Below are 20,290 nucleotides of genomic sequence, written 5' to 3'. Positions count from 1 at the left end.
GCTGATCCCATATTGAATACGGATTCAACGGGCAAACCAAACTTTCGCAGGGTAACGTCCGGGCAAAGTCTTGCCCAAGTTATTCTGGGCTGCAACACTCCTGCTTTGGTCTGCCGTGTCCGTTACGGCCGGTCTACCCCAATTACACTTGAAATTTAAAGGAGCAGCGGCCGTGTCCCGTATCCGGTACACCCGTCGTCTTCCGGCTGCCGTCCTGGTCGCCGGTCTTGCCATCGCCGTATCGGCCTGTGGCGGAGGGTCCACCGACACCACCGCCGCCGCCCCGGCCGCGAGCGCCTCGTCCGCGCAGCTCGACCCCAACATGGACCTGTCCAAGCAGAGCATCTCCATCTCGGTCTGGCCGGGCTACACCCCCGAGGACCTGCCCAAGAGGGTGAAGGAGACGCTCAAGACCGAGCTCAAGGTCAGCCTGCACGACACCAACGAGATCATCATGGGCAAGCTGACCGCCGGCGCCGACATCGGGCTGGACGTGGCCTTCGTCTCCGGCCAGTACGCCCAGGCCCTCAACGAGGCCGGGCTGCTGGAGCCGATCCACCCCGAGCTGATCCCCAATCTGGCCAACCTCTACCCCGAGGCCAAGGAGCTCTCCTACGACAAGGGGAACGTCTTCTCGGTCCCCTACACCTGGGGCACCACCGGCATCTGCTACCGCACCGACCTGGTGAAGACGGCGCCGACCAGCTGGAACGACATTCTCGACCCGCCGGCCGACGCGAAGAAGAAGGTCACCATGATGACCACCGAGCGCTGGCTGGCCCTGCCCGCCGCCAAGGCGCTCGGCAAGTCGGTCAACACCAAGAGCGACGAGGACATCACCGCGATCAGGGCGAAGCTGATCGAGGCCAAGCCGAAACTGCTGGGCTACGACGACGTCACCTTCGGCGACCGTCTCAAGTCCGGTGAGGCCGTGATGGCCGAGGCGTGGGACGGCTGGTGCCCGACCACCGAGAAGAACATCAAGTTCGTGGTGCCGAAGGAGGGCAGCGACCTCTGGGTGGACACGATGGTCGTGCTCAAGAGCTCCAAGAACAAGGAAGCCGCGCACGCGTTCATCAACTTCATCCTGGACCCGAAGATCCACAGCTGGGCCGCGGAGAACATCCTCTACAAGGTCCCCAACAAGGCCGCCATGGACGCCCTCCCCGCCAAGCTCAAGGAGGAGAACGCGCCGCTGCAGATGACCCCGTCGGAGCTGCTCAAGGGCGAGTCCATCATCGACGTGGGTGAGGACTCCATCAAGTTCACCCGGCTGGCGACCGAGGTCAAGGCCGCGAAGTGACCCGTTCCACCGTCTCCGGCGCGACCGCGATCTCGCGGTCGCGCCGGTCGCGTGTGCTCGGACGACTGGTCTTCCTCGGCCCAGGCCTGGCCTACCTGATCGTGCTCCTGCTGATCCCGCTGGCCCTGGTCCTCAGCTACGCGTTCTTCCGCAGGGGCCGTTTCGGCGGTGTCATCTACGAGTTGACCGGGGAGAACTTCACCCGGCTGGTCGACCCGCTCTATCTCGACGTCGTGCTCGGCTCGCTGAAGCTGGCCGCGGCCGCCACACTGATCGCCCTGCTCTTCGGTTATCCGACGGCCTACCTCATCGCCCGGCTGCCCGCCAAGTGGAAGACGATCGCGCTGATCGCGATCGTGCTGCCCTTCTGGACGAACTTCCTGATCCGCATCTATGCCTGGATCGTCCTGCTCAGCGGCCCCGGGCTGGTCAACACGCTGCTGGGCAAGCTGGGCCTGGGGCCGTTCGAGTTCCTCTACAACGACGGCGCGATCGTCACCGGCCTGATCTACTCCTACCTGCCGCTGATGGTGCTCCCGCTGTACGCGGCGATCGAGAAGCTGGACCCGCAGCTCCGCGAGGCCTCGGCCAACCTCGGCGCGAAGCCCGCCCGCACCTTCGTCTCGGTGACGCTGCCGCTGACCCTGCCCGGTGTGATCACCGGATGCATGTTCGTCTTCGTGCCGAGCTTCGGCAACTTCGTCATCCCCGAACTGCTCGGCGGCGGACGCTCGATCATGGTCGGCAACCTGATCAGGGACCAGTTCCTCACCGCCCGCGACTGGCCGTTCGGAGCCACCCTCGCGATGGCGCTGATCGCCGTACTGATCGTCCTGCTGCTCCTGCAGGCATGGAGTGCTCGTCGTGCGTAAACCGCGCCTGTTGTACGTCCCCTTCTGGGCGACCTACGTGTTCCTGTACACACCCATCGTGGTGCTGGTCGTCATGTCGTTCAACGCGGGCAAGTCGCCCTACAACTTCGAGGGCCTCAGCCTGAAGTGGTACGGCAAGCTCGCCGGGAACGCCACCGTCCGGGAAGGCCTGGTCAACACGCTGATCGTGGCCGTCGGGTCCACGGTGCTGGCCACCGTGCTGGGCACCCTGCTGGCGGTGGGCCTGGCCCGGCACAGCAGGTCGCGGCTGCTGGACGGGCTCGGCGTGCTGCCGGCCATCCTGCCCGACCTGGTGCTGGCCATCGGCCTGCTGGTGTTCTACTCCTCGGTCAAGATGACCCTCGGCCTGCACTCGGTGCTGCTGGCCCACACGGTGTTCGGCATGGCGTTCGTGACGGCGGTGGTCCGCACCCGGCTCACCCACACCGACACCTCCCTGGAGGAGGCGTCGAGGGACCTGGGCGGGACACCGGTCACCACGTTCGTGCGCATCACGCTGCCCCAGCTCATGCCGGGTATCACGGCGGGCGCCCTGCTGGCGTTCACGCTCTCCATCGACGAGTTCGTGATCGCGTTCTTCACCGCGGCACCGACCACCCCCACCCTGCCCATCGTCATCTACTCAATGGTCCGCTTCGGGGTCACCCCGGAGATCAACGCGCTGGCGACGCTGCTGCTGGCCGTGAGCTTCACCGTGGTGATCGTGGCCCAGCGGGTGACCCGACTGACGGAGTCGCTGTCCTAATGCTGAAGATCACAGGTGTCAGCCGCCGGTTCGGCGACGTCACGGCCCTCTCGGACGTCTCCCTGGACATCAGGCAGGGGGAGTTCTTCGCGCTGCTGGGTCCCAGCGGCTGCGGCAAGACCACCCTCCTGCGCATCCTGGCGGGCTTCGAGGACCCCGACTCGGGCACCGTCACGCTCGACGGCGACGACCTGCTCGGCCAGGCCGCGCACCGCCGCCCGGTCAACCTCATGTTCCAGTCCTACGCGCTGTTCCCGCACATGAGTGTGGCCAAGAACGTCGCCTACGGACTGGAGCGGGAGAAGCTGCCCAAGGCCGAGATCCGTGAGCGGGTCGGCGAGGTCCTGGAGAAGGTCGGCCTGGCCGCGATGGCCGGGCGTAAGCCGCAGCAGCTCTCCGGCGGCCAGCGGCAGCGGGTCGCGCTGGCGCGTGCGATCGTGAAGCGGCCGCGCCTGCTGCTGCTGGACGAGCCGCTGTCCGCGCTGGACAAGAAGGTCCGCGCGGAGATGCAGCTGGAGCTGAAGCGACTCCAGAACGAGGTCGGCATCACCTTCGTCGTGGTCACCCACGATCAGGAGGAGGCCATGTCGCTGGCCGACCGGATCGCGGTCTTCAACGCGGGCCGGGTGGAGCAGGTGGACGAGCCGGTGGCGCTGTACGAGCGGCCCGGCACGCCGTTCGTCGCCGACTTCGTGGGCGCCAACAACCTCTTCGAGGGCAAGGCGTGCGCGGGCGGTCTGGACAGCCACGAGCTGGGTCTGCTGCCCGGCCATGCCGATCTGGCGGAGGGCACGCCCGCGCTGCTCGCCGTACGGCCGGAGCGGCTCAGGCTGCTGGACCAGGACCAGGACCAGGACACGGACACGGACACGGACCAGGACCAGGACCAGGACCAGGACACGAATACGGACACGGACACGGGTCGGGACACGGTGGCCGGTCGGGGTGTGCTGCGGGCGAAGGTCGCCGACGTCAGCTTCTACGGCGGCATCTCACACGTCTCGGTCCAGGTGGACGGGCGTCGGACGCCGATCCTGGTGGCCACGCAGGGGGCCACCCAGGTTCAGGCGGGCTCCTCGGTCGCCCTCACCTGGGATGCCGAGGACGGGGTGCTGATCCCTCAATGAGACGTCTTGAGCGGGTTACCCGTGGCGGTCCTGGCGTAGGCCAGGATGAGTTCCGCCGCCTCCTGCGGGCCGATCACCGGGTGGCGGGCCGTTATGCGGTAGCCGTACGCATCCTCGAGCGCGACCAGGTTGCGCGCGACGACGAGGGAGTCGCCGGTCAGCGTGAAGGCCCCGAGAGCGGCCCCGGTCTCCAGGACGCTCTGGTACATGGAGACCTGCCGGTCGTAGAGCGTGGTGAGCAGGAGGGCGTACATCCTGTTCCGGGCGGCGGCGCCGCCGAGCTCGTTGAGCAGCCGCACGTCCGGGTCGTCCGGCCCGTGCGGCAGGCCCGAGTGGATCATCATGACGAGCTTCTCGGCGGGCTCGCGCACGCCGCTGATCCGCTTGAGACGCTGCTCGTAGAAGCGTTCCATCCCGGCGTGGTGGGCGTCCACCAGCAGCTCGCTCAGGTTGGGGTAGTGGTAGAGGACGGCGCCGGAGGTCAGGCCGGCCTCCTCGGCGACGTGGTTGAGGTGAACCCCCTCGGTGCCGTGCCGGATGATCGCCCGGTGCGCGGCTGCAATGAGATCCAGGCGACGATCTGCCCGCCCCTTGCGTGTCATAATCCCCCGCTCGTTGAAAACCAGGCGCTGTGCCGGGGTCCATAGTGACCCCTTTCCGCCCTTTTAGCTAGATCTAAGAATTGAACCATTCTTCAAAACCGGAATTCCCTCTCAACTGGAGGCGTGATGTCGCTCACGGTCCTGTTCATGCCGGAGAGTGCCTACGGGCCGACGAACAACTGCATCGGTATCGGTGACATTCTCCTCAAGCGTGGCCACCGGGTTGTTTTCGCAGCTGAGGCCTCCTGGAAGGGGAAACTGGAGGCTCTCGGATTCGAAGAGGACCTCGTCGATCTCGCACCGCCCTCGGAAGAGGAGCAGGACGCGGGGCAGTTCTGGAAGGACTTCATCCGGGATACCGCTCCGGAATACCGGAAGTCGACCGCGGCCCAGCTTGAGACGGTGACCAAACCGATCTGGGATGCGCTCATCGATGGTGTGAAGTACTGCGAACCGCAGTTGAAGGCGATTATCGATCGGGTCCGGCCCGATGTGATCGTCGAGGACAACGTCATCACCTTCCCGGCGTTGCTCACCGCCGGGAAGCCCTTCGTCCGCATCGTCTCCTGCAACCCGCTGGAGGTGCGCGGTGCGGGCGTCGCACCGGTCTTCTCCGGGCTGCCGGCCGACGACCGGTCCGAGTGGGACGCCTTCCGCGCCGAGTACGACCGGACTCACCGGGAGATCTGGACCGCCTTCAACGAGTGGGTCGTCGCCCAGGGGGCCTCGCCGCTGCCGGACCTCGACTTCATCCACGAGGGGGATCTCAACCTCTACGTCTTCCCCGAGATCGCCGACTACGTCGACGCCCGGCCGCTGGACGGCTCCTGGCACCGCCTGGACTCCTCGGTCCGTGAGACCGACGGCGGCTTCGAGCTGCCCGCCTCGCTCGCCGAGCGGGACGGCGCGCTGGTCTACTTCTCGCTCGGTTCACTCGGTTCGGCTGACGTGGAGCTGATGCAGCGGGTCATCGACGTGCTGGGCACCACCCCGCACCGCTTCATCGTCTCCAAGGGCCCCCTGCATGAGGAGATCAAGCTCGCCGACAACATGTGGGGCGCCGAGTTCGTCCCGCAGACAAAGATCATCCCCATGGTCGACCTGGTGATCACGCACGGCGGCAACAACACCACCACCGAGGCGCTGCACTTCGGCAAGCCGATGATCCTGCTGCCCCTGTTCTGGGACCAGTACGACAACGCGCAGCGGATCCACGAGCTGGGCTACGGCGTCCGCCTGGCCACCTACACCTTCGCCGACGCCGAGCTGACCGGTGCACTGGAGCGTCTGCTCGGCGACGCGGGACTCCGCGAGCGGCTGGCCGCCGCCGGCGAGGAGATCCGCCGCCGGGACGGCCTGCGCAAGGCGGCCGACCTCATCGAGCAGGCCGGCGCCTGAAAGCTCCCGGCACCATCACCACAAGGGACGTTCCATGGGTAAGTTGATCAACCCGGCAGACGGCGGGTCGCTGCGCGAGGTACCGGACACCCCGGTAGCCGAGGTGGCGGCCGCCGTACGGCGGGCACGGGCGGCGTACGAGGAGTGGAGCGGGGTGACCCCCGCCGAACGGGCCAGGGTGCTGCTGCGCTTCGCCGACCTCGTCGAGGCGGACGCCGAGGAGCTCACCCGGCTGGAGGTCGCCGAGACCGGCAAGCCCGCGACGGTGTTCCGTGACGGCGAGCTGCCGTTCGCGGCCGACAACCTCCGTTTCTTCGCCGGGGCGGCCCGCTCGCTGGACGGCACCGGGGCAGGGGTGCTCAGCTCCGGCTACACCTCGGTGCTGGTCCGCCGCCCGGTCGGCGTGGTCGGTTCGATCGCCCCGTGGAACTTCCCGCTCGTGATGGCGGTCTGGAAGCTCGGCCCCGCACTCGCCGCCGGCAACGCGGTGGTCATCAAGCCCGCCCCGCAGACGCCGGGCACCACGCTCCGGCTGGCCGAGCTGTTCGCCGGGGCGGGGGCGCCCGAGGGCCTGCTCCAGGTGGTCCTGGGTGACGCCGAGGTGGGGGAGGCGCTGGTCACCGACCCGGGTGTGGACATGGTGAGCGTCACCGGCTCCACCGAAACGGGCCGAGCCGTCATGCGCGGCGCCGCCGGATCGCTGAAGAGGGTGCACCTGGAACTCGGCGGCAAGGCTCCGGCGCTCGTCTTCGGCGACGCCGACCTGGCCGAGATGGCCAGGGGGGTGGCGATGGGCGCGACCTACAACACCGGCCAGGACTGCACGGCCGCGACCCGCGTCTACATCTCCCGTGAGGTGTACGGCGAGGCGGTCGAGGCGCTGCACGCGACGCTGGCGCGGATCACGGTGGGCGACCCCTGGGACCCGGCGACCGACATCGGCCCGCTGATCTCCGCCGGCCACCGGGCTCGCGTGCACGGCCACGTCGAGCGTGCCGTCGCCTCAGGCGCCTCGGTGCTCTGCGGTGGCGCCCCGCTGGACGGACCCGGTTTCTACTACCCGCCGACGCTCGTCACCGGCGCCCGCCAGGACAGTGAGATCGTTCAGGGAGAGCTGTTCGGCCCGGTGCTGGTCGCCCTGCCGTTCGACGGCGAGGACGAGGCCGTACGGCTGGCCAACGACACCCCCTACGGCCTCGCCTCCTCGGTCTGGTCCGGTGACGTGGCGAGGGCGTTGCGGGTCTCGCACCGCCTCGACGTGGGCGTCACCTGGGTCAACGACCACCTGCCGATCGCCTCGGAGGCTCCGCACGGCGGGGTCAAGGGGAGCGGGTTCGGCAAGGACATGAGTCAGGAGGCCGTCCAGGAGTATTCCGTGACGCGCCATCTGATGATCAAACACCAAGCCCCCGAAGCGAGGGCGTCTTTCCGGCCAGCCTGAAATTTGTAGCTGTTTGTCCCTTTTGTAGGGATATATCAATATTTACTCCATTCGTAGTGACATAAAGGATGTGCTCAAATTGCTTTCGCCGCATCCGTACCCGGCGAGGGGTTAAGGCCAGTGAAGACACAAGACCGCCGGAGCCACCGTGCATCAGGAGTCGGTAGCCGGCTCCTGCCGTCGAACTGGCGCGTCCGTCCTCGTCTGGTCGCGCTGATCCTGCTCCCCACCGCGGCAGCCATGGTGTTGACCGGCCTCCAGCTCACCAGTTCGCTGGCCAGCGCCGGAGAGTACCGCAGGATGACCGAGGTCGCCACGCTCGTCGAGCAGCTCGGCACCCTCTCCCACGAGATGGCCGAGGAACGCGACCTCACCGCCTGGTACATCGTCGACCATCGCGGTCCTCGCCGGTTCGCCAAGGTCAAGCAGCAGCGCCAGGTGGTCAACCAGATCAGCACGCAGGTGCAGAAGTCGATCGACGGCCTCGACCCCGAGCAGGCGGCCCGGGTCCTCACCGAGACCTCCCAGGTGAGCAGATGGCTGAAGGGCCTGCCCGGTCTGCGCAAGCCCATGGAGGGAAGCGTGCTCCCGCGCGCGGCCCTCGGGATCTACTCGCGGATGATCGACGACTTCATCACCCTGCACGACGACCTGGGCCGCAGCGGCGGCGACGAGCGTCTGATCGGTGACGCGCTCGCGCTCGGCGCGCTGACCCGGGCCAAGGAGCAGGTCGCCAGGCAGCGAGGCATCCTGCTCGTCGGCCTGGAGGAGCGCAAGTTCGACTTCGACGACCCCGCCGAATTCCTGGGTGCCTACAAGAGCCAGCTCAGCGAGGTGGCCTCCTTCCGCGCGACCGCGTCGCCCAGTGACGTCAAGCGCTTCGACCAGGCGGTCAGCGGCCCGGACATCGACCAGGCCGACTCGACGACCGCCCTGGTCAGATCCCTCATGCGCGAGTTCAAGCCGTTGCCGGTGATGAGAGCCACGGAGATCAACGGCTGGTTCGCCGTCTCCACGGCGACCGTGGACGCCATGCGGACCGTCGAGCGCGGTCTGAGCGCCGCGGTGGTCGCCCGCAGCCAGGAGATGCAGAGCAACGAGCAGCGCAGCGCCATCATCTCCGGCGCCGCGATCCTGATCCTGCTGATCCTGATCCTGCTGATCACCGCCTGGGTGGCCGGCACGCTGGTCCGGCCGCTGCGCCGGCTGCGCAGCGAGGCCCTCGAAGTGGCCGACACCCGCCTGCCGGAGACCGTCCGGGTGCTGCGGGAGTCCGGCGACCTCGCGCCGAACGTGGAGGTGCCCTCCATCGGGGTGGCCTCCCGAGACGAGATCGGGGAAGTGGCCAGGGCCTTCGACGAGGTCCACCGCGAGGCCATCCGGCTGGCGGGCGACGAGGCCCGGCTGCGGAACAACGTCAACGCCATGTTCGTCAACCTCTCCCGGCGCACCCAGTCGCTCGTGGAGCGGCAGATCGACCTCATCGACGACCTGGAGCAGGGCGAGCAGGACGACGGCCGGCTGTCCAGCCTCTTCAAGCTGGACCACCTCGCCACCCGCATGCGCCGCAACTCCGAGAACCTCCTGGTCCTCGCCGGTCAGGAGCAGAGCCGCCGGTGGAGCGAGCCGGTCCCGCTGAGCGACGTCGTGCGCGCCTCGCTGTCGGAGGTCGAGAACTACGAGCGGGTGTCGCTCCGGGTGGAGTCCGGCACCTCGATCATCGGTTCGGCCGTCAACGACATCGTCCACCTGATCGCCGAGCTGGTCGAGAACGCCATCTTCTTCTCGCCGCAGGACACCAAGATCACGGTGACCAGCAACAGCAACGAGACGGGCGCCATCATCCTGGCCGTCACCGACATGGGCATCGGTATGAGCGACGAGGAGCTGGCCGAGGTCAACCGGAGGCTGGCCGAGCCCCCCGCGGTGGACCTTTCGGTCTCCCGCCGGATGGGCCTGTTCGTGGTCGGCCGGCTGGCCATGCGACACGGCATCCGTGTCCAGCTCCGCCGCCCGGACATCGGTGGCCTGAGCGCCGTCGTGCTGCTCCCGCTGCAGGTGGTGGCCCAGGCCCAGCCGGCCATGGTCGGCCAGGGCGGGGCGGCGGCGCTCGGCATCGGATCCCGTACGGACTCGTTCGGCACCGGATCGTCCCAGGACCCGTTCGGTGCCGGGCAGTCCCAGGACCCGTTCGGTGCCGGGCCGGACCCGGACCCGTTCGCCTCCGCCTGGGGATCCGCCAGCCGGCCGTCCCCGGTCCACAGCGCTCCGGTCCCGCCTCCGGCGGCCGATCTCTGGTCGGCGCCGGTGGTGTCGGCGTCCGCGGTGGAGGACCTGTGGTCGTCGCCGTTCACGTCGGCCTCCTCGCCCCCGGCTCCGCAGTCGGCACCGGCTCCGCAGCCGTCGGCCCCGTCCGCCTGGCCGGAGGTCCCGCCGATCGATCCGTGGACGCCCCAGCGGCAGGAGGCGGTGGAGAACACCCAGAACCTGCCCGCGGTCGAGGTGTCGTCGACGGAGCCGGAGCCGGAGGAGTTCCTGCCGATTTTCGCGGCGGTGGGCTCCGACTGGTTCCGCAGCGGCCCCGCCGCCGAACTCCCGCCCGAGCCCGGCATCGAGTCCATGTTCTCGTCCGGCCCCCCGGACTCCGCCGAGACCACCGCCAGGCCCAAGCCGCTGGACACCGTCAGGCCCAGGCCGCTGGACCAGCCGGTTCAGGAGCCCCAGCCGGCGTCGGAGGCCCCGCCGCTGCCGGTCCGGCAGCCCCGGCAGGACCCCTCCGCCGAGCGGCAGCCGTGGAGCACCCCCTCCGACCAGGGGTGGGCGGCAGCCGAGGTGGCCAAGAAGCCCGTTGAGGGCGGCACGACAGGAGCGGGCCTGCCCAAGCGGGTGCCGAAGGCCAACCTCGTCCCCGGGGCCGCCTCAGCGGCGCAGACGGCGCCGCCCGCGATGCCGCCGATCTCGGCGGACCGGGTACGCAGTCGTCTGTCCAGTTTCCAGCAAGGCGTACGGCAGGGCCGCGCTGAGATGAATGAGCGGTCCAACGCCGCCGAGGGAGAGAAGCAGTGAACCACCAACTCAGTCAGGCCGCCCGCGGCTTCAATTGGCTGATCACCGAGTTCGTCAAGGAGATGCCCGGAGTCGCCCACGCGGTGATCGTCTCCGCGGACGGTCTTCCACTGGCCTACTCGCAGGGCTTCCCGAGGGACCGCGCCGACCAGCTCGCCGCGATCACGGCCGGCCTGATCAGCCTGACCCAGGGGGCCTCACGGGTCTTCGAGGGCGGCCCCGTGGCCCAGACCGTGATCGAGATGCAGCGGGGCCTGCTGCTGACCATGTCGATCAGTGACGGTTCCGCGCTCGCCGTGCTGGCCTCGCCGGACTGCGACATGGGCCTGGTGGCCTACCAGATGACACTGCTTGCAGAGCGAGCCGGGCAGGCGCTCACGCCTGCGCTCAGGGCCGAGCTGCAGTCAGCTCAGCGATAGGGAGGTGATATGGACGCACCGGGATGGCGTGGGCCGGGAGAGGAATACCCGAACACGTCTCAGGCCAAGAGCGGGCGAGATCGTTTGATTCGCCCCTACGCTGTTACCGGGGGAAGGACCGCCCCTCGGATGCAGCTCGCACTCGAGGCGCTGGTCTCCTCGGCGACGTTCGTGAGCGTGGATACGGGCACGCTCTCCACGGAGTATCAGGCCATCATCTCGTTGTCCCAGCAAGTGCGTTCGGTTGCGGAGCTCTCGGCTCTGCTGCGCATGCCGCTGGGCGTGACCCGGGTCCTGATCGCGGACATGGCGGCCGAGGGCCTGGTGCAGATCCACCAGCCGTCACTGGATGCCGGAAAGCCGGATCTCAACTTGCTTGAAAGGGTGCTCAGTGGGCTTCGCAGGCTCTGACGCCGGATTGACGTCGACGAAGATCGTTGTTGCCGGCGGATTCGGTGTCGGCAAGACGACCTTCGTCGGCGCGGTCTCCGAGATCATGCCGCTGACCACGGAAGCGGTAATGACAGAGGCCAGTGCGGAGGTCGACGACCTCTCGCACATCCCGACCAAGCGGACCACCACGGTGGCCATGGACTTCGGTCGGGTTTCGCTGGACCGTGACCTGATCCTGTACCTGTTCGGTACGCCGGGTCAGCACCGGTTCTGGTTCATGTGGGACGACCTCGTGAAGGGCGCGATCGGTGCGATCGTGCTGGTCGACACCCGGCGGCTGGCCGACAGCTTCCCGGCGATCGACTACTTCGAAGAGGCCGGACTGCCGTTCGTCGTGGCCCTCAACGGCTTCGGCGGCTCGCACATCCACGGTGCGGAGGAGGTGCGGGAGGCTCTGACGATCTCCCCGCACATTCCGATCGTCCAGACCGACGCCCGGTCCCGCGACGCCGTGAAGTCGACCTTGATCACTTTGGTCGAGCACGTCCTCACGCTCCGGGTGTGAACCGCGGCGTGGGGCCCGCTCCGATCGCCGAGCCGTACGGCTCGCCTTCGGCCGGTGGGCCCCACGCCGCGGCTTCTCCGGCGGACCCCGCCGGCTACGCGAGGTATGCCGCAGCCGGTCCCGGCCGGGCGTCCGCGCCGGGTGGCGCTCAGTCCCGCAGCGCCTCGACGGCGGAGGCCCCGCCCACCAACTCGATCCGGCGGTTGAACCGCAGGCCGGACTCGGCCAGCAGCTCGCCGTACTCCGAGACGCTGCGCTCCATCCCCGCACCGAACAGGGTGAGCATCCGGATGTCCACGTCCTTGCTGGGGTGGGGACGGTCGTCATCCGGCATGACGAACTCCACCAGCAGCACCCGGCCGGCTTCGGCCATGGCGTCCCGGACGTTGCGCAGGATCCGCACGGCGTCCTCGTCCGACCAGTTGTGGATCACGCTGCTCAGCAGGTAGACGTCCGCCGCGGGGGGCACGGAGACGAAGAAGTCACCGCTGACGAATTCGCACCGGTCTTCGAGACCGGCCTTGGACATGAGCTCCCGCGCCCCTGGGATCACGTGCTCCTGGTCGAACAGCACTCCTCGCACCTCCGGGTGGGAGCCCAGGACGGAGGCCAGGATGTGCCCCTTGCCGCCGGCCACGTCCACCAGGGTCCGCACGCCGGAGAAGTCACAGCGGGAGGCCACCGCCCGCGCGAACGGCCAGGCCCTGGCGGCCATGTAGTCGTCGAACAGCCGGCCCGCCCCGGGATTGTCCCTGAGATAGCCGTACAGCGGGCCGAAGCGCTCGTCGAAGGCCGACCTGCCGGTCCGGACCGTCCGGGCGGTGGCGCCCATGGCGTACCAGAAACCCTCCTCGGCGATCATCCGTACGGCGGGGCGCAACGTGTCGGGCGCGTTCTCGCGCAGTGTGGCGCCCGCCTCGGTCAGCGCGTAGACGCCTGGGGCCGTGGTCGCCACCATGCCCATGGAGGCGAGCTGGCGCAGCACTCTGCGCAGCGCCGAGGGGTCGGCCTGGCAGCGCAGCGCGAGATCTTCGGCGCTCAGCGGGCCGTCGTGCAGGTGGTCCGCGCAGCCCAGCTCGGCCATGGCGGCCAGGGCGGCGAAGCGGGAGACCCCGCCGATCGCGTCCCAGACCGGTGCCTGCGGGTCGTTCATCGAAAAATCCTCTCTGTTCGTCGGTCCGCCTCCGGCGGCCGACAGGTCGGCACCGCGCGGGGCGGTGGGGCGGACGGTCCGCCGCCATGGGTACGGGCCGGGGCCGGATGCCGACCGCGACAGGTCCTCAGGTCGTCTGCCTGGCGGTCCGGTGCCACGACAGGATGCGCCGTTCGGCCGCGAGGAACGCCGAGTTCAACGCGTATCCCAGGACGCCGATCACGACGATGGTCCCCCACACGCCGGGGAGGTCGTAGGACCTCTGGGCGTCCAGAAGCTGGAAGCCGATCCCGTCGGTGCTGCCCACCAGCTCGGAGATGACCATCAGGATCAGTGCCAGGGAGAGGCTGACCCGCAGGCCGGCGAAGATGCTCGGCATCGCCGAGGGCAGGATGACCCGCAGTAACCGCTGCCCTCGTGACAGGCCGAAGACTTCGGCGGTCTCCAGGTGCATGCGGTCGACGTGCCGGGTCCCCTGAGCGGTGTTGATCAGGATCGGCCAGATGACGCCGAACACGATCACGTTGATCTGCGTCCACGTGCCGATGGCGAACAGGGCCATGAAGAAGGGCAGAAGCATGGGAGGGGGGATGGCGCGGGCGAACTGGACGAGGGGGTCCAGGAACCGGAAGAGCACGGGGGAGCGGCCGAGCGCGATCCCGAGAGCCGTTCCGGCCACTCCCGCCACCAGCCATCCGGCCAGCAGTCGGCCGACGCTCGCCGGGATGTTGGTCAGCGCCGCGTCGCTGAGCCACAGCCGCTCGGCAGGACCGGTGAGCCACATCCTGTGCATGCCACCGGCGATCTCCGTCGGAGGGGGGAAGGACAGGTTGCCCGCGGCGCGGGCGGCGAACTCCCATATCCCCAGCACGACCGGCACCGGCCACAGGCGGGCTGCGGCGCGCAGGATCCGCATCATCATGCCGCCTCCGTCCGGATGACGTGCCAGCGGAAGATCCGCCGCTCCACCAGCACGAGCAGCGTGTTGCTGACGACCCCGACGGCCCCGGCCCAGATCGCGGCGGCGATGATGTACTCCAGCGCGTCGGCGCTGCCGCCCGCCTCGATGACGAAGGTCCCGATGCCGCTCGCGCCTCCGGCGAGCAGTTCCACGCTGACCGCCACGATGAGCGCGATCGCGGCGGCCAGCCGCATCCCGGTGGCGATGAACGGCGCGGTGCTGGGCAGCGAGACCCGCCACAGTACGGCCAGCGGACCGAACCCGAAGCTGCGAAGCGTCTCCTTGGCGAGCGGGTCGACGTCCTTGAGGCCGTACATGGTGTTGATCAGGACCGGCCAGCTCGCCGCGTAGACGATCAGCGTGATCTTCATGTCGAACCTGTCGGAGAACAGGACCAGCGCGAGTGGGATCAGCGCGACCGAGGGAATCGGGCGCAGGAACTCCAGGACGGGGCGGAACGTCCGCTCCACGCGTGGCAGGGTGCCGAGCGCGAACCCGGCGGGCACGGCGATCACGACGGTGAGCAGGAGGCCGATGGCCCACGCGCCGAGCGTCGAGGCGATGTCGGCGAGAAAGTCCCCGTCGGTCGCGAGTTCGGCCGCCCGGCCGAGCACGGTCGAGGCGAGAGGGAACACGACCGGGCTGATCAATCCGGTCCGGCCGGCGCCCTCCAGGACGCAGAACAGCCCCACGGCGCCGAGGGCGCCGCAGAGCGGTCTGCTGTCCAGTAGGCGTCGTCCGATCACCCGGGGGTTCCAGGGAGGACGACCTTGGCCTCGATCCTGCTCTTCAGGTAGCCCTGATCCAGCATCAGGTCGGCCACTCGCTGCAGGCGGGACTCGTCGAGCCTGGTGGGGAAGGTGCCGAGCGTGATGGCGGCGGCGGTGGCCGCGTCGATTCTGGTGTAGGTGGGGAGGATCTCCTCGACCGCCTTGCGGTCGGCGGCGGCGATCTGCTGGCCCTGGGCGAGTGCCCGCTGGAAGGCGGCCACCGTCTTCGGATTCTTGCCCGTGAACGCCTCGGTGGCCACCACCCCGGCGATGGGGAGGTCGGCGGTCGAGCCGGCCATGGTGTCGGCGAGCTTCCGGGCGCCGATGTTCTTCTGCGCCGCGGTGAGGTGCGGCTCGGTCATCCATGCCGCGTCGACCGCGCCCTGCTCCAGCTTGCCCGCCATGTCGGGGAAGGGGAACTCCAGGAACTGGACGTCCTTCTCCGACAGCCCCTGTGTCTTGAGCACCGAGGTCACCGCCAGGGTGCCGACGTTCTTGAGGCTGTTCACCGCGATCTTCTTGCCCCTGAGGTCGGTCAGGCTTTTGATCGGGGAGTTCTCGGAGACCATGAGATTGAAGGAGTTCGGGGTCGCCTGATACAGATCAGCAATGATCTTCATTCTGTTTCCCGCGGCCACCGCGAGGAAGGTCGAGACGTAATTGGACTGCGTGAAGTCCAGCGAGCCGCCCATAAGGCTCTGCTGCGCCTGCGCACCGCCCTGGACGGCCTGAATCTCGACCGTCAGCCCTTCTTTCTGGAAGAAACCCCGCTTGTCGGCGATGTACAGCGCCGCCGAGTCGGGAATGGGGAGGGCGCCAATCGTGATCTTGCTCTTTTCGAGTCCGCCTCCGCCGCCGGCGTCGGTGCCGGTGCCGGTGTCCGAACCGCCGCAGGCGCCGAGGGCCAGCGTGGCGACGATTCCCGCGATGAGCGCCCGGCTCGCGAGCCTGAACCTCATGGGTCTCCTTAGGTGCGTCTGACCGCCCTCGCCGGGACCGGGCGAAAGCTGTCGGACGACATGGAGACGGTCCTGGGAGGGGTGCGGCCATTTGGGGGGTGTGCCGACCGTCGATCAGAGTAGCGGAATGAGTCGGTCAAATTACAAATATCATTCTAAAAGCCCAGTATGTGGATATATCTACCTATCTCCCGTGGTGATAAATCGTTGCCGCCCGTTTTGTCCAGCGAGCGGGCATGTGGCAATGAAGGAAACCATCCGGCCCTCCTGCGAAGTTTGGGGATTCAAGCAAGGATTGGCTGGCCGACTGCATGTCTGATGCCGGCTTTGGTGACAAGGGGGATTTCCATCCTGCTGGATGGACTCACCGGCCGGTGGTGCGGTGCCCCCGGCCCTGGCCGCGTCGGGGTCGCCCTCGCCTCGTCACGGCCGATCCCCGCACCACGCCCGCCGATCACCGATCGCCGGCCGCGGGAGTACGTTCCGCCGGGCCGTCAGCCGTTACCGCGGGCGCCGCGGTGCCAGACGAGCATGCGCCGCTCGAAGCGGAGGAAAGCGGTGTTCAGCACGAGCCCCAGCAACCCGAGGAGCACGATCGCGGTCCACATGGACAGCACGTCCACCTGGCTCTGGGCGATCAGCATGCGGTAACCGATCCCCTCGGTACTGCCGACGTACTCCGAGACGATCATCATGATCAGGGCCAGCGCGACGCTGATCCTCAGTCCGGCGAAGATCTTGGGAGACGCGGCCGGAAGGATGACCCGGGTCAGCCGTTCCATCCTGGACACACCGAACACCTGGGCCGCCTCCAGGTATCGCCGGTCCACATGGCGGGCGCCGTCCAGCGCGTTGAGGAGGACGGGCCAGGAGACACCGAAGACGATGGCCGTCAGCTGAAGCGGCGTGCCCACGCCCGTCATGGTCATGAAGATCGGGATCAGCAGGGGCGGCGGGACCGAGCGGAAGAAGTGGACCAGTGGGTTGACGATGTCGCACAGCACCGCCGACCGGCCCAGCGCGACCCCCGCCGCGATCGCGACGACGCAGGCACCCGCCCAGCCCAGGACCAGACGGCCCAGGCTGGGCAGTAGATGATCGAGTGCCTCCTGGGTCAGGAAGGCGTGGCGAAGCGGCCCGGAGAACCACAGCTCGTGCAGGCGTACCAGGATGGCCGAAGGCGGCGGGAAGTAGACGGCCCCGGCCATCCTGGAGACCGCCTCCCACGCGAGGAAGGCGGTCGGCACGATCCACATCCAGGCGATCCGCAAGATGATCGATCTCATGTCGCCTCCTCTCCGGCCTGGGCGCGGTGCCAGCGGAAGAGCCGCCGTTCCGCGCCGGCCAGCACCGAGTTGACCGCCAGGCCGATCATCCCCGTCCACAGAGTGGCCGCGATCATCAAGTCGCGACGGTTGCCCGCGGCGGCGCCGGTCACGAAGGTGCCGATGCCCTCCCCGCCCGCCACCAGTTCCACGCTCACCGCGACGATGAGGGCGACCGAGCTCGCGATCCGCACACCCGTGCCGATGAACGGCGCCGCACTCGGCAACGACACCAGCCGTACGACGGAGTAGGGGCCGAAACCGAAGCCGCGCAGCGTCTCCTTGGCGAGCGGGTCGACGTCGTGCAGGCCGTACAGCGTGTTGATGAGCAGCGGCCAGCAGGATGTGTAGACGACGAGTGCGATCTTCCCCTGCTCTCCGGAGGAGAACAGGAACATGGCCAGGGGCAGCAGGGCGACCGAGGGGATCGGTCGCAGAAACTCCACCAGCGGCCGTACGGCGCGCTCGACCCCGGGCAGGGTGCCCATCACCACGCCGGACGGCACTGCTGCCGCGACGGCCAGCGTCAGACCGATCACGCAGGAGGAGAGGGTGGCACCGACCGCGCGGCGGAAACCCCCGTCGGCGAGAAGACCGGCCGTGCCGGCCAGGACGGTGGAGGGGAGCGGGAGCAGATAGGGGTCGATGACCCCGGTCCTGCCCAGGACCTCCAGGACGAGGAGGAACCCCGCGACGCCCAGGACGCCGCGGACCGCCCTTCCGGCCGTCATCGCGGGGTGGCGGCCACGAGGGTGGTGGCGTCGATCTTCGACTTGGTGATCTGGAACTCGTTCAGCAGATCGGCCACGCGCTGGATGCGGGCCGGGTCGAGCGAGGTGGAGAAGGTGCCCATGGTCATGGTCGAGGCGACCTCGGCGGGAATCCGGGTGAAGGCCGGGATGACCTTGTTGAGCTCCTGCCGGTCGGAGGCGGCGATCTGCTGTGCCCGGCCGATCGCGCGCTGGAAGGCGGCGGCGGTCTTGGGATACTTCGCCACCCAGTCTGCGGTGGCCGCCCAGCCGTCCAGCGGAAGCCCCTCGGTCGGGCCGGACAGGGTGTCGATCAGCAGACGGCCGCCGAGGTCCTGCTTCGCGGCGGATATGTAGGGCTCGGTGAGCCAGGCCGCGTCGACGGTGCCGGCCTTGAGCTGGTTGAGCTGCTCGGCGAAGGGCACCGGCACGAAGGTGACGTCACCCGGGGCCAGGCCCGCGGCCTTCAGTTGCGCGCTGACGGTCACCTCGCCGAGGGCCTTGAGCACGTTCACCGCGATCTTCTTGCCCTTGAGGTCCTTCGGTTCGGAGATCGGAGAGTCCTTGGTGACGACGACCCCGTTGACGCCAGGGGCGCCCTGCTGCGACTCCGCGAGCATCTTGAGTCTGGCCACGCCGGAGTCGCTGATCGTGATCAGCGACACGTAGCTGGTCAGGAACGCGTCGATACCACCGTTGAGGATCTTCGGCATCACTGTCTGGGGCGCCTGGATGGTCTCCGTCCTGACGGTCAGGCCCTCGGCTTCGAAGAAACCCTTCTCCTGTGCGATGAAGAGGGGGGCGGACGAGGGCACCGGGACGACACCGACGGTGAGCTCGGTCTTCTCCAGGCCCCCGGGGCCGGCGGGCTTGGCCGCCTCGGTGCCCGAACCGCCACAGGCGGTGAGCGTGAGAGCCGTCATGAGGCCGATGAGGGAACTGCGGACGAGGTGTCTGAGCCTCATGGATTCTCCTGAGCCGAAGAGAGCTGAAGGAAACCGCGCGCTGCGTGTGTACGGGATCATCGGTGTCGGCAAGATAACGAAACAACGGTGTGTCAGTTTAGCGGACAAAGATCGTCAGATTCGATTATGCAGCTGGGAACGCATATGTCGAATGGGGTCCTTGACAGAACTCCCTCATGTCGCAAGAAATCAGAAATGCGAAAATTCTGATTACGATTCGGGTGCGATTCGGATGCGGAGGGCGTTATTTTTCCGGAGTCCGGACGGGCTTTATCCGCCGGTGCCGAGCGGATTCCGCCGGAACGCGCGATCGGGTGAGAGCCGGGCGGTCATGAAACGGCGGGGCCGGGAGTGACGAGGATCACCGGGACCGCCGCGTCACGAACCGGTCCACAATTTGAATTGATCATCAGGAAAAGCGCGCATGCGTGAATCGCGCATGGCGAGGGCTGCGACCTGGGGTTCATGATCCGGTCGCAGTTTTTGAATCGCCGTTCAGGTCGTCATGAGGTGACGGCGGCCTGGAACCCTCTGACCAGGCGCCCGACCTCGGCGCGGAGCCGGACGAACTCCGGGTGTTCCCTGGTGGAGATCTGGTTACGGGGACCTGGGAGGTTCACGCGCAGGTCACCGACGACCTTCGCGGGTGCCTTGGACAGCACGACGACCCGGTCCCCGACGTAGACGCTCTCGTCGATGTCGTGGGTGATCAGGACGATCGTCATCTTGTGGTGCTCCCTGACCTGCAGGACGAGATCCTCCAAGTCCTCCCGGGTCTGGGCGTCGACGGAGCCGAACGGCTCGTCCATCAGCATCAGCGCGGGGCGGTAGGCCAGCGCGCGGGCGATCGCCACCCGCTGCTGCATGCCGCCGGACAGCTCGAACGGATACTTGCCCGCGGCCGCGGGCAGGCCGACCTGCTCCAACGCGTCCTGGGCGGCCGCCTTGCGCTGCTTGCGGTCCATGTTCCGCCGGCGCAGGGGCAGGGCGACGTTGTCGCCCACCGACATCCAGGGGAACAGCGAGCGGCTGTAGTCCTGGAAGACGACGGCCAGGTTGTCGGGCGTCTGCCGTACCGGGATCCCGCCCACGCTGATGTCTCCGGCGGTCGGCTTGATGAGGCCGGCGATGGAGCGCAGCAGGGTCGACTTTCCGCAGCCTGAAGGGCCGACGATGCAGAGGAGTTCACCTTCGGCGACGCTCAGTTCGAGTCCGTCAATGGCCCGGTGCGCGTTCTCGCCACTGCCGTAGGTGTGGGTGAGGTTGGCGATCTCAAGCAAGGTGATTCCTAGGATGCGATCAGCTGGGGCGTGTGCGGGGACTCTAGCGGAGTCCAAATGCCGTAGTCACGGTATGTCCACTTTGTGCCCTTGTGTCGATATTTGCCGCCAATGGCCCTAAACCGGAAATTTGATACTGAAGTGTCAGAAGTCATTTCATAGACATGTATGTGCGC

Annotated in this window: 19 protein-coding genes; 10 read left to right on the top strand and 9 right to left on the bottom strand. The window is 68.1% G+C overall.

All coding sequences use genetic code 11. The features are described 5' to 3' along the window. The first annotated feature begins 172 nt into the window (after positions 1 to 172). Genes OHA77_RS11970 through OHA77_RS11955 form a run of 4 tightly spaced genes read left to right on the top strand, consistent with a single transcriptional unit; the run spans position 173 to position 4,068 of the window. On the top strand, positions 173 to 1,303 hold the full coding sequence (locus OHA77_RS11970; RefSeq protein WP_406318082.1) for a spermidine/putrescine ABC transporter substrate-binding protein: 1,131 nt from the start codon (positions 173 to 175) through the stop codon (positions 1,301 to 1,303). Then, on the top strand, positions 1,300 to 2,175 hold the full coding sequence (locus OHA77_RS11965; protein WP_406318081.1) for an ABC transporter permease: 876 nt from the start codon (positions 1,300 to 1,302) through the stop codon (positions 2,173 to 2,175). The genes OHA77_RS11970 and OHA77_RS11965 overlap by 4 nt, the downstream gene beginning before the upstream one ends. Beyond that, on the top strand, positions 2,168 to 2,941 hold the full coding sequence (locus OHA77_RS11960; RefSeq protein ID WP_406318079.1) for an ABC transporter permease: 774 nt from the start codon (positions 2,168 to 2,170) through the stop codon (positions 2,939 to 2,941). The genes OHA77_RS11965 and OHA77_RS11960 overlap by 8 nt, the downstream gene beginning before the upstream one ends. Next, a complete protein-coding gene (locus tag OHA77_RS11955) occupies positions 2,941 to 4,068 on the top strand; it encodes an ABC transporter ATP-binding protein (RefSeq protein ID WP_406318077.1) in 1,128 nt (375 codons plus the stop codon). The genes OHA77_RS11960 and OHA77_RS11955 overlap by 1 nt, the downstream gene beginning before the upstream one ends. Here the strand turns inward: OHA77_RS11955 and OHA77_RS11950 are convergent. After that, on the bottom strand, positions 4,062 to 4,670 hold the full coding sequence (locus tag OHA77_RS11950) for a TetR/AcrR family transcriptional regulator (protein ID WP_406318075.1): 609 nt from the start codon (positions 4,668 to 4,670) through the stop codon (positions 4,062 to 4,064). The two genes, OHA77_RS11955 and OHA77_RS11950, sit on opposite strands and share 7 nt — an antisense overlap. A gap of 126 nt (positions 4,671 to 4,796) precedes the next feature. On the opposite strand from OHA77_RS11950, the gene OHA77_RS11945 reads away from it, so the two are divergent. The 6 genes from OHA77_RS11945 to OHA77_RS11920 all read left to right on the top strand — a co-directional run bounded on the left by OHA77_RS11945 (position 4,797) and on the right by OHA77_RS11920 (position 11,952). Beyond that, on the top strand, positions 4,797 to 6,068 hold the full coding sequence (locus tag OHA77_RS11945; protein WP_406318073.1) for a glycosyltransferase: 1,272 nt from the start codon (positions 4,797 to 4,799) through the stop codon (positions 6,066 to 6,068). 34 nt (positions 6,069 to 6,102) lie between these two features. Continuing rightward, a complete protein-coding gene (locus OHA77_RS11940; RefSeq protein ID WP_406318072.1) occupies positions 6,103 to 7,509 on the top strand; it encodes an aminobutyraldehyde dehydrogenase in 1,407 nt (468 codons plus the stop codon). A gap of 120 nt (positions 7,510 to 7,629) precedes the next feature. After that, complete coding sequence (locus tag OHA77_RS11935; protein WP_406318070.1) at positions 7,630 to 10,575, top strand: nitrate- and nitrite sensing domain-containing protein; 2,946 nt, start codon at positions 7,630 to 7,632, stop codon at positions 10,573 to 10,575. A 62-nt stretch (positions 10,576 to 10,637) separates the two neighbouring features. Then, the gene (locus tag OHA77_RS11930) at positions 10,638 to 10,994 is read left to right on the top strand and encodes a roadblock/LC7 domain-containing protein (RefSeq protein ID WP_246467307.1); all 357 of its coding nucleotides are present in this window, start codon (positions 10,638 to 10,640) and stop codon (positions 10,992 to 10,994) included. Between the two features lie 129 nt (positions 10,995 to 11,123). After that, positions 11,124 to 11,405, top strand: coding sequence for a DUF742 domain-containing protein (locus OHA77_RS11925; RefSeq protein ID WP_031158898.1), 282 nt, complete (start codon positions 11,124 to 11,126; stop codon positions 11,403 to 11,405). Between the two features lie 7 nt (positions 11,406 to 11,412). Continuing rightward, positions 11,413 to 11,952, top strand: a complete 540-nt coding sequence (locus OHA77_RS11920) for an ATP/GTP-binding protein (RefSeq protein ID WP_326820561.1) — start codon at positions 11,413 to 11,415, stop codon at positions 11,950 to 11,952. Positions 11,953 to 12,100: 148 nt separating this feature from the next. Here OHA77_RS11920 and OHA77_RS11915 read toward each other — a convergent pair whose 3' ends face one another. The 8 genes from OHA77_RS11915 to OHA77_RS11880 all read right to left on the bottom strand — a co-directional run bounded on the left by OHA77_RS11915 (position 12,101) and on the right by OHA77_RS11880 (position 20,114). Then, positions 12,101 to 13,105 (bottom strand): methyltransferase, encoded by a 1,005-nt coding sequence (locus OHA77_RS11915; RefSeq protein ID WP_326820562.1) that lies wholly within the window; start codon positions 13,103 to 13,105, stop codon positions 12,101 to 12,103. A gap of 127 nt (positions 13,106 to 13,232) precedes the next feature. Further along, positions 13,233 to 14,027 (bottom strand): ABC transporter permease, encoded by a 795-nt coding sequence (locus OHA77_RS11910; RefSeq protein ID WP_406318068.1) that lies wholly within the window; start codon positions 14,025 to 14,027, stop codon positions 13,233 to 13,235. Then, positions 14,024 to 14,812 carry an ABC transporter permease gene (locus tag OHA77_RS11905; RefSeq protein WP_406318066.1) on the bottom strand — a complete coding sequence of 263 codons (789 nt, stop codon included), beginning with the start codon at positions 14,810 to 14,812 and terminating at the stop codon, positions 14,024 to 14,026. The genes OHA77_RS11910 and OHA77_RS11905 overlap by 4 nt, the downstream gene beginning before the upstream one ends. After that, positions 14,809 to 15,795, bottom strand: a complete 987-nt coding sequence (locus OHA77_RS11900; RefSeq protein WP_406318064.1) for an ABC transporter substrate-binding protein — start codon at positions 15,793 to 15,795, stop codon at positions 14,809 to 14,811. The genes OHA77_RS11905 and OHA77_RS11900 overlap by 4 nt, the downstream gene beginning before the upstream one ends. 494 nt (positions 15,796 to 16,289) lie before the next feature. Beyond that, the gene (locus OHA77_RS11895) at positions 16,290 to 17,081 is read right to left on the bottom strand and encodes an ABC transporter permease (protein WP_406318063.1); all 792 of its coding nucleotides are present in this window, start codon (positions 17,079 to 17,081) and stop codon (positions 16,290 to 16,292) included. Beyond that, entirely contained in the window at positions 17,078 to 17,851 is a 774-nt protein-coding gene (locus OHA77_RS11890) for an ABC transporter permease (RefSeq protein WP_406318062.1), read from the bottom strand. The genes OHA77_RS11895 and OHA77_RS11890 overlap by 4 nt, the downstream gene beginning before the upstream one ends. Further along, positions 17,848 to 18,834: an ABC transporter substrate-binding protein gene (locus OHA77_RS11885; protein ID WP_406318060.1), complete on the bottom strand. Its 987-nt coding sequence runs from the start codon at positions 18,832 to 18,834 to the stop codon at positions 17,848 to 17,850. Before OHA77_RS11885 ends, OHA77_RS11890 begins: the two co-directional genes overlap by 4 nt. Before the next feature lie 503 nt (positions 18,835 to 19,337). Beyond that, entirely contained in the window at positions 19,338 to 20,114 is a 777-nt protein-coding gene (locus tag OHA77_RS11880; RefSeq protein WP_406318059.1) for an ABC transporter ATP-binding protein, read from the bottom strand. Positions 20,115 to 20,290 lie beyond the last annotated feature (176 nt).

The organism is Streptosporangium sp. NBC_01639 (genome assembly GCF_045209755.1).
In the GTDB taxonomy this organism is placed as follows: Bacteria; Actinomycetota; Actinomycetes; order Streptosporangiales; family Streptosporangiaceae; genus Streptosporangium.
Note: the sequence above shows the minus strand (reverse complement) of the source record. Positions and strands in the feature narration are given on the sequence as shown.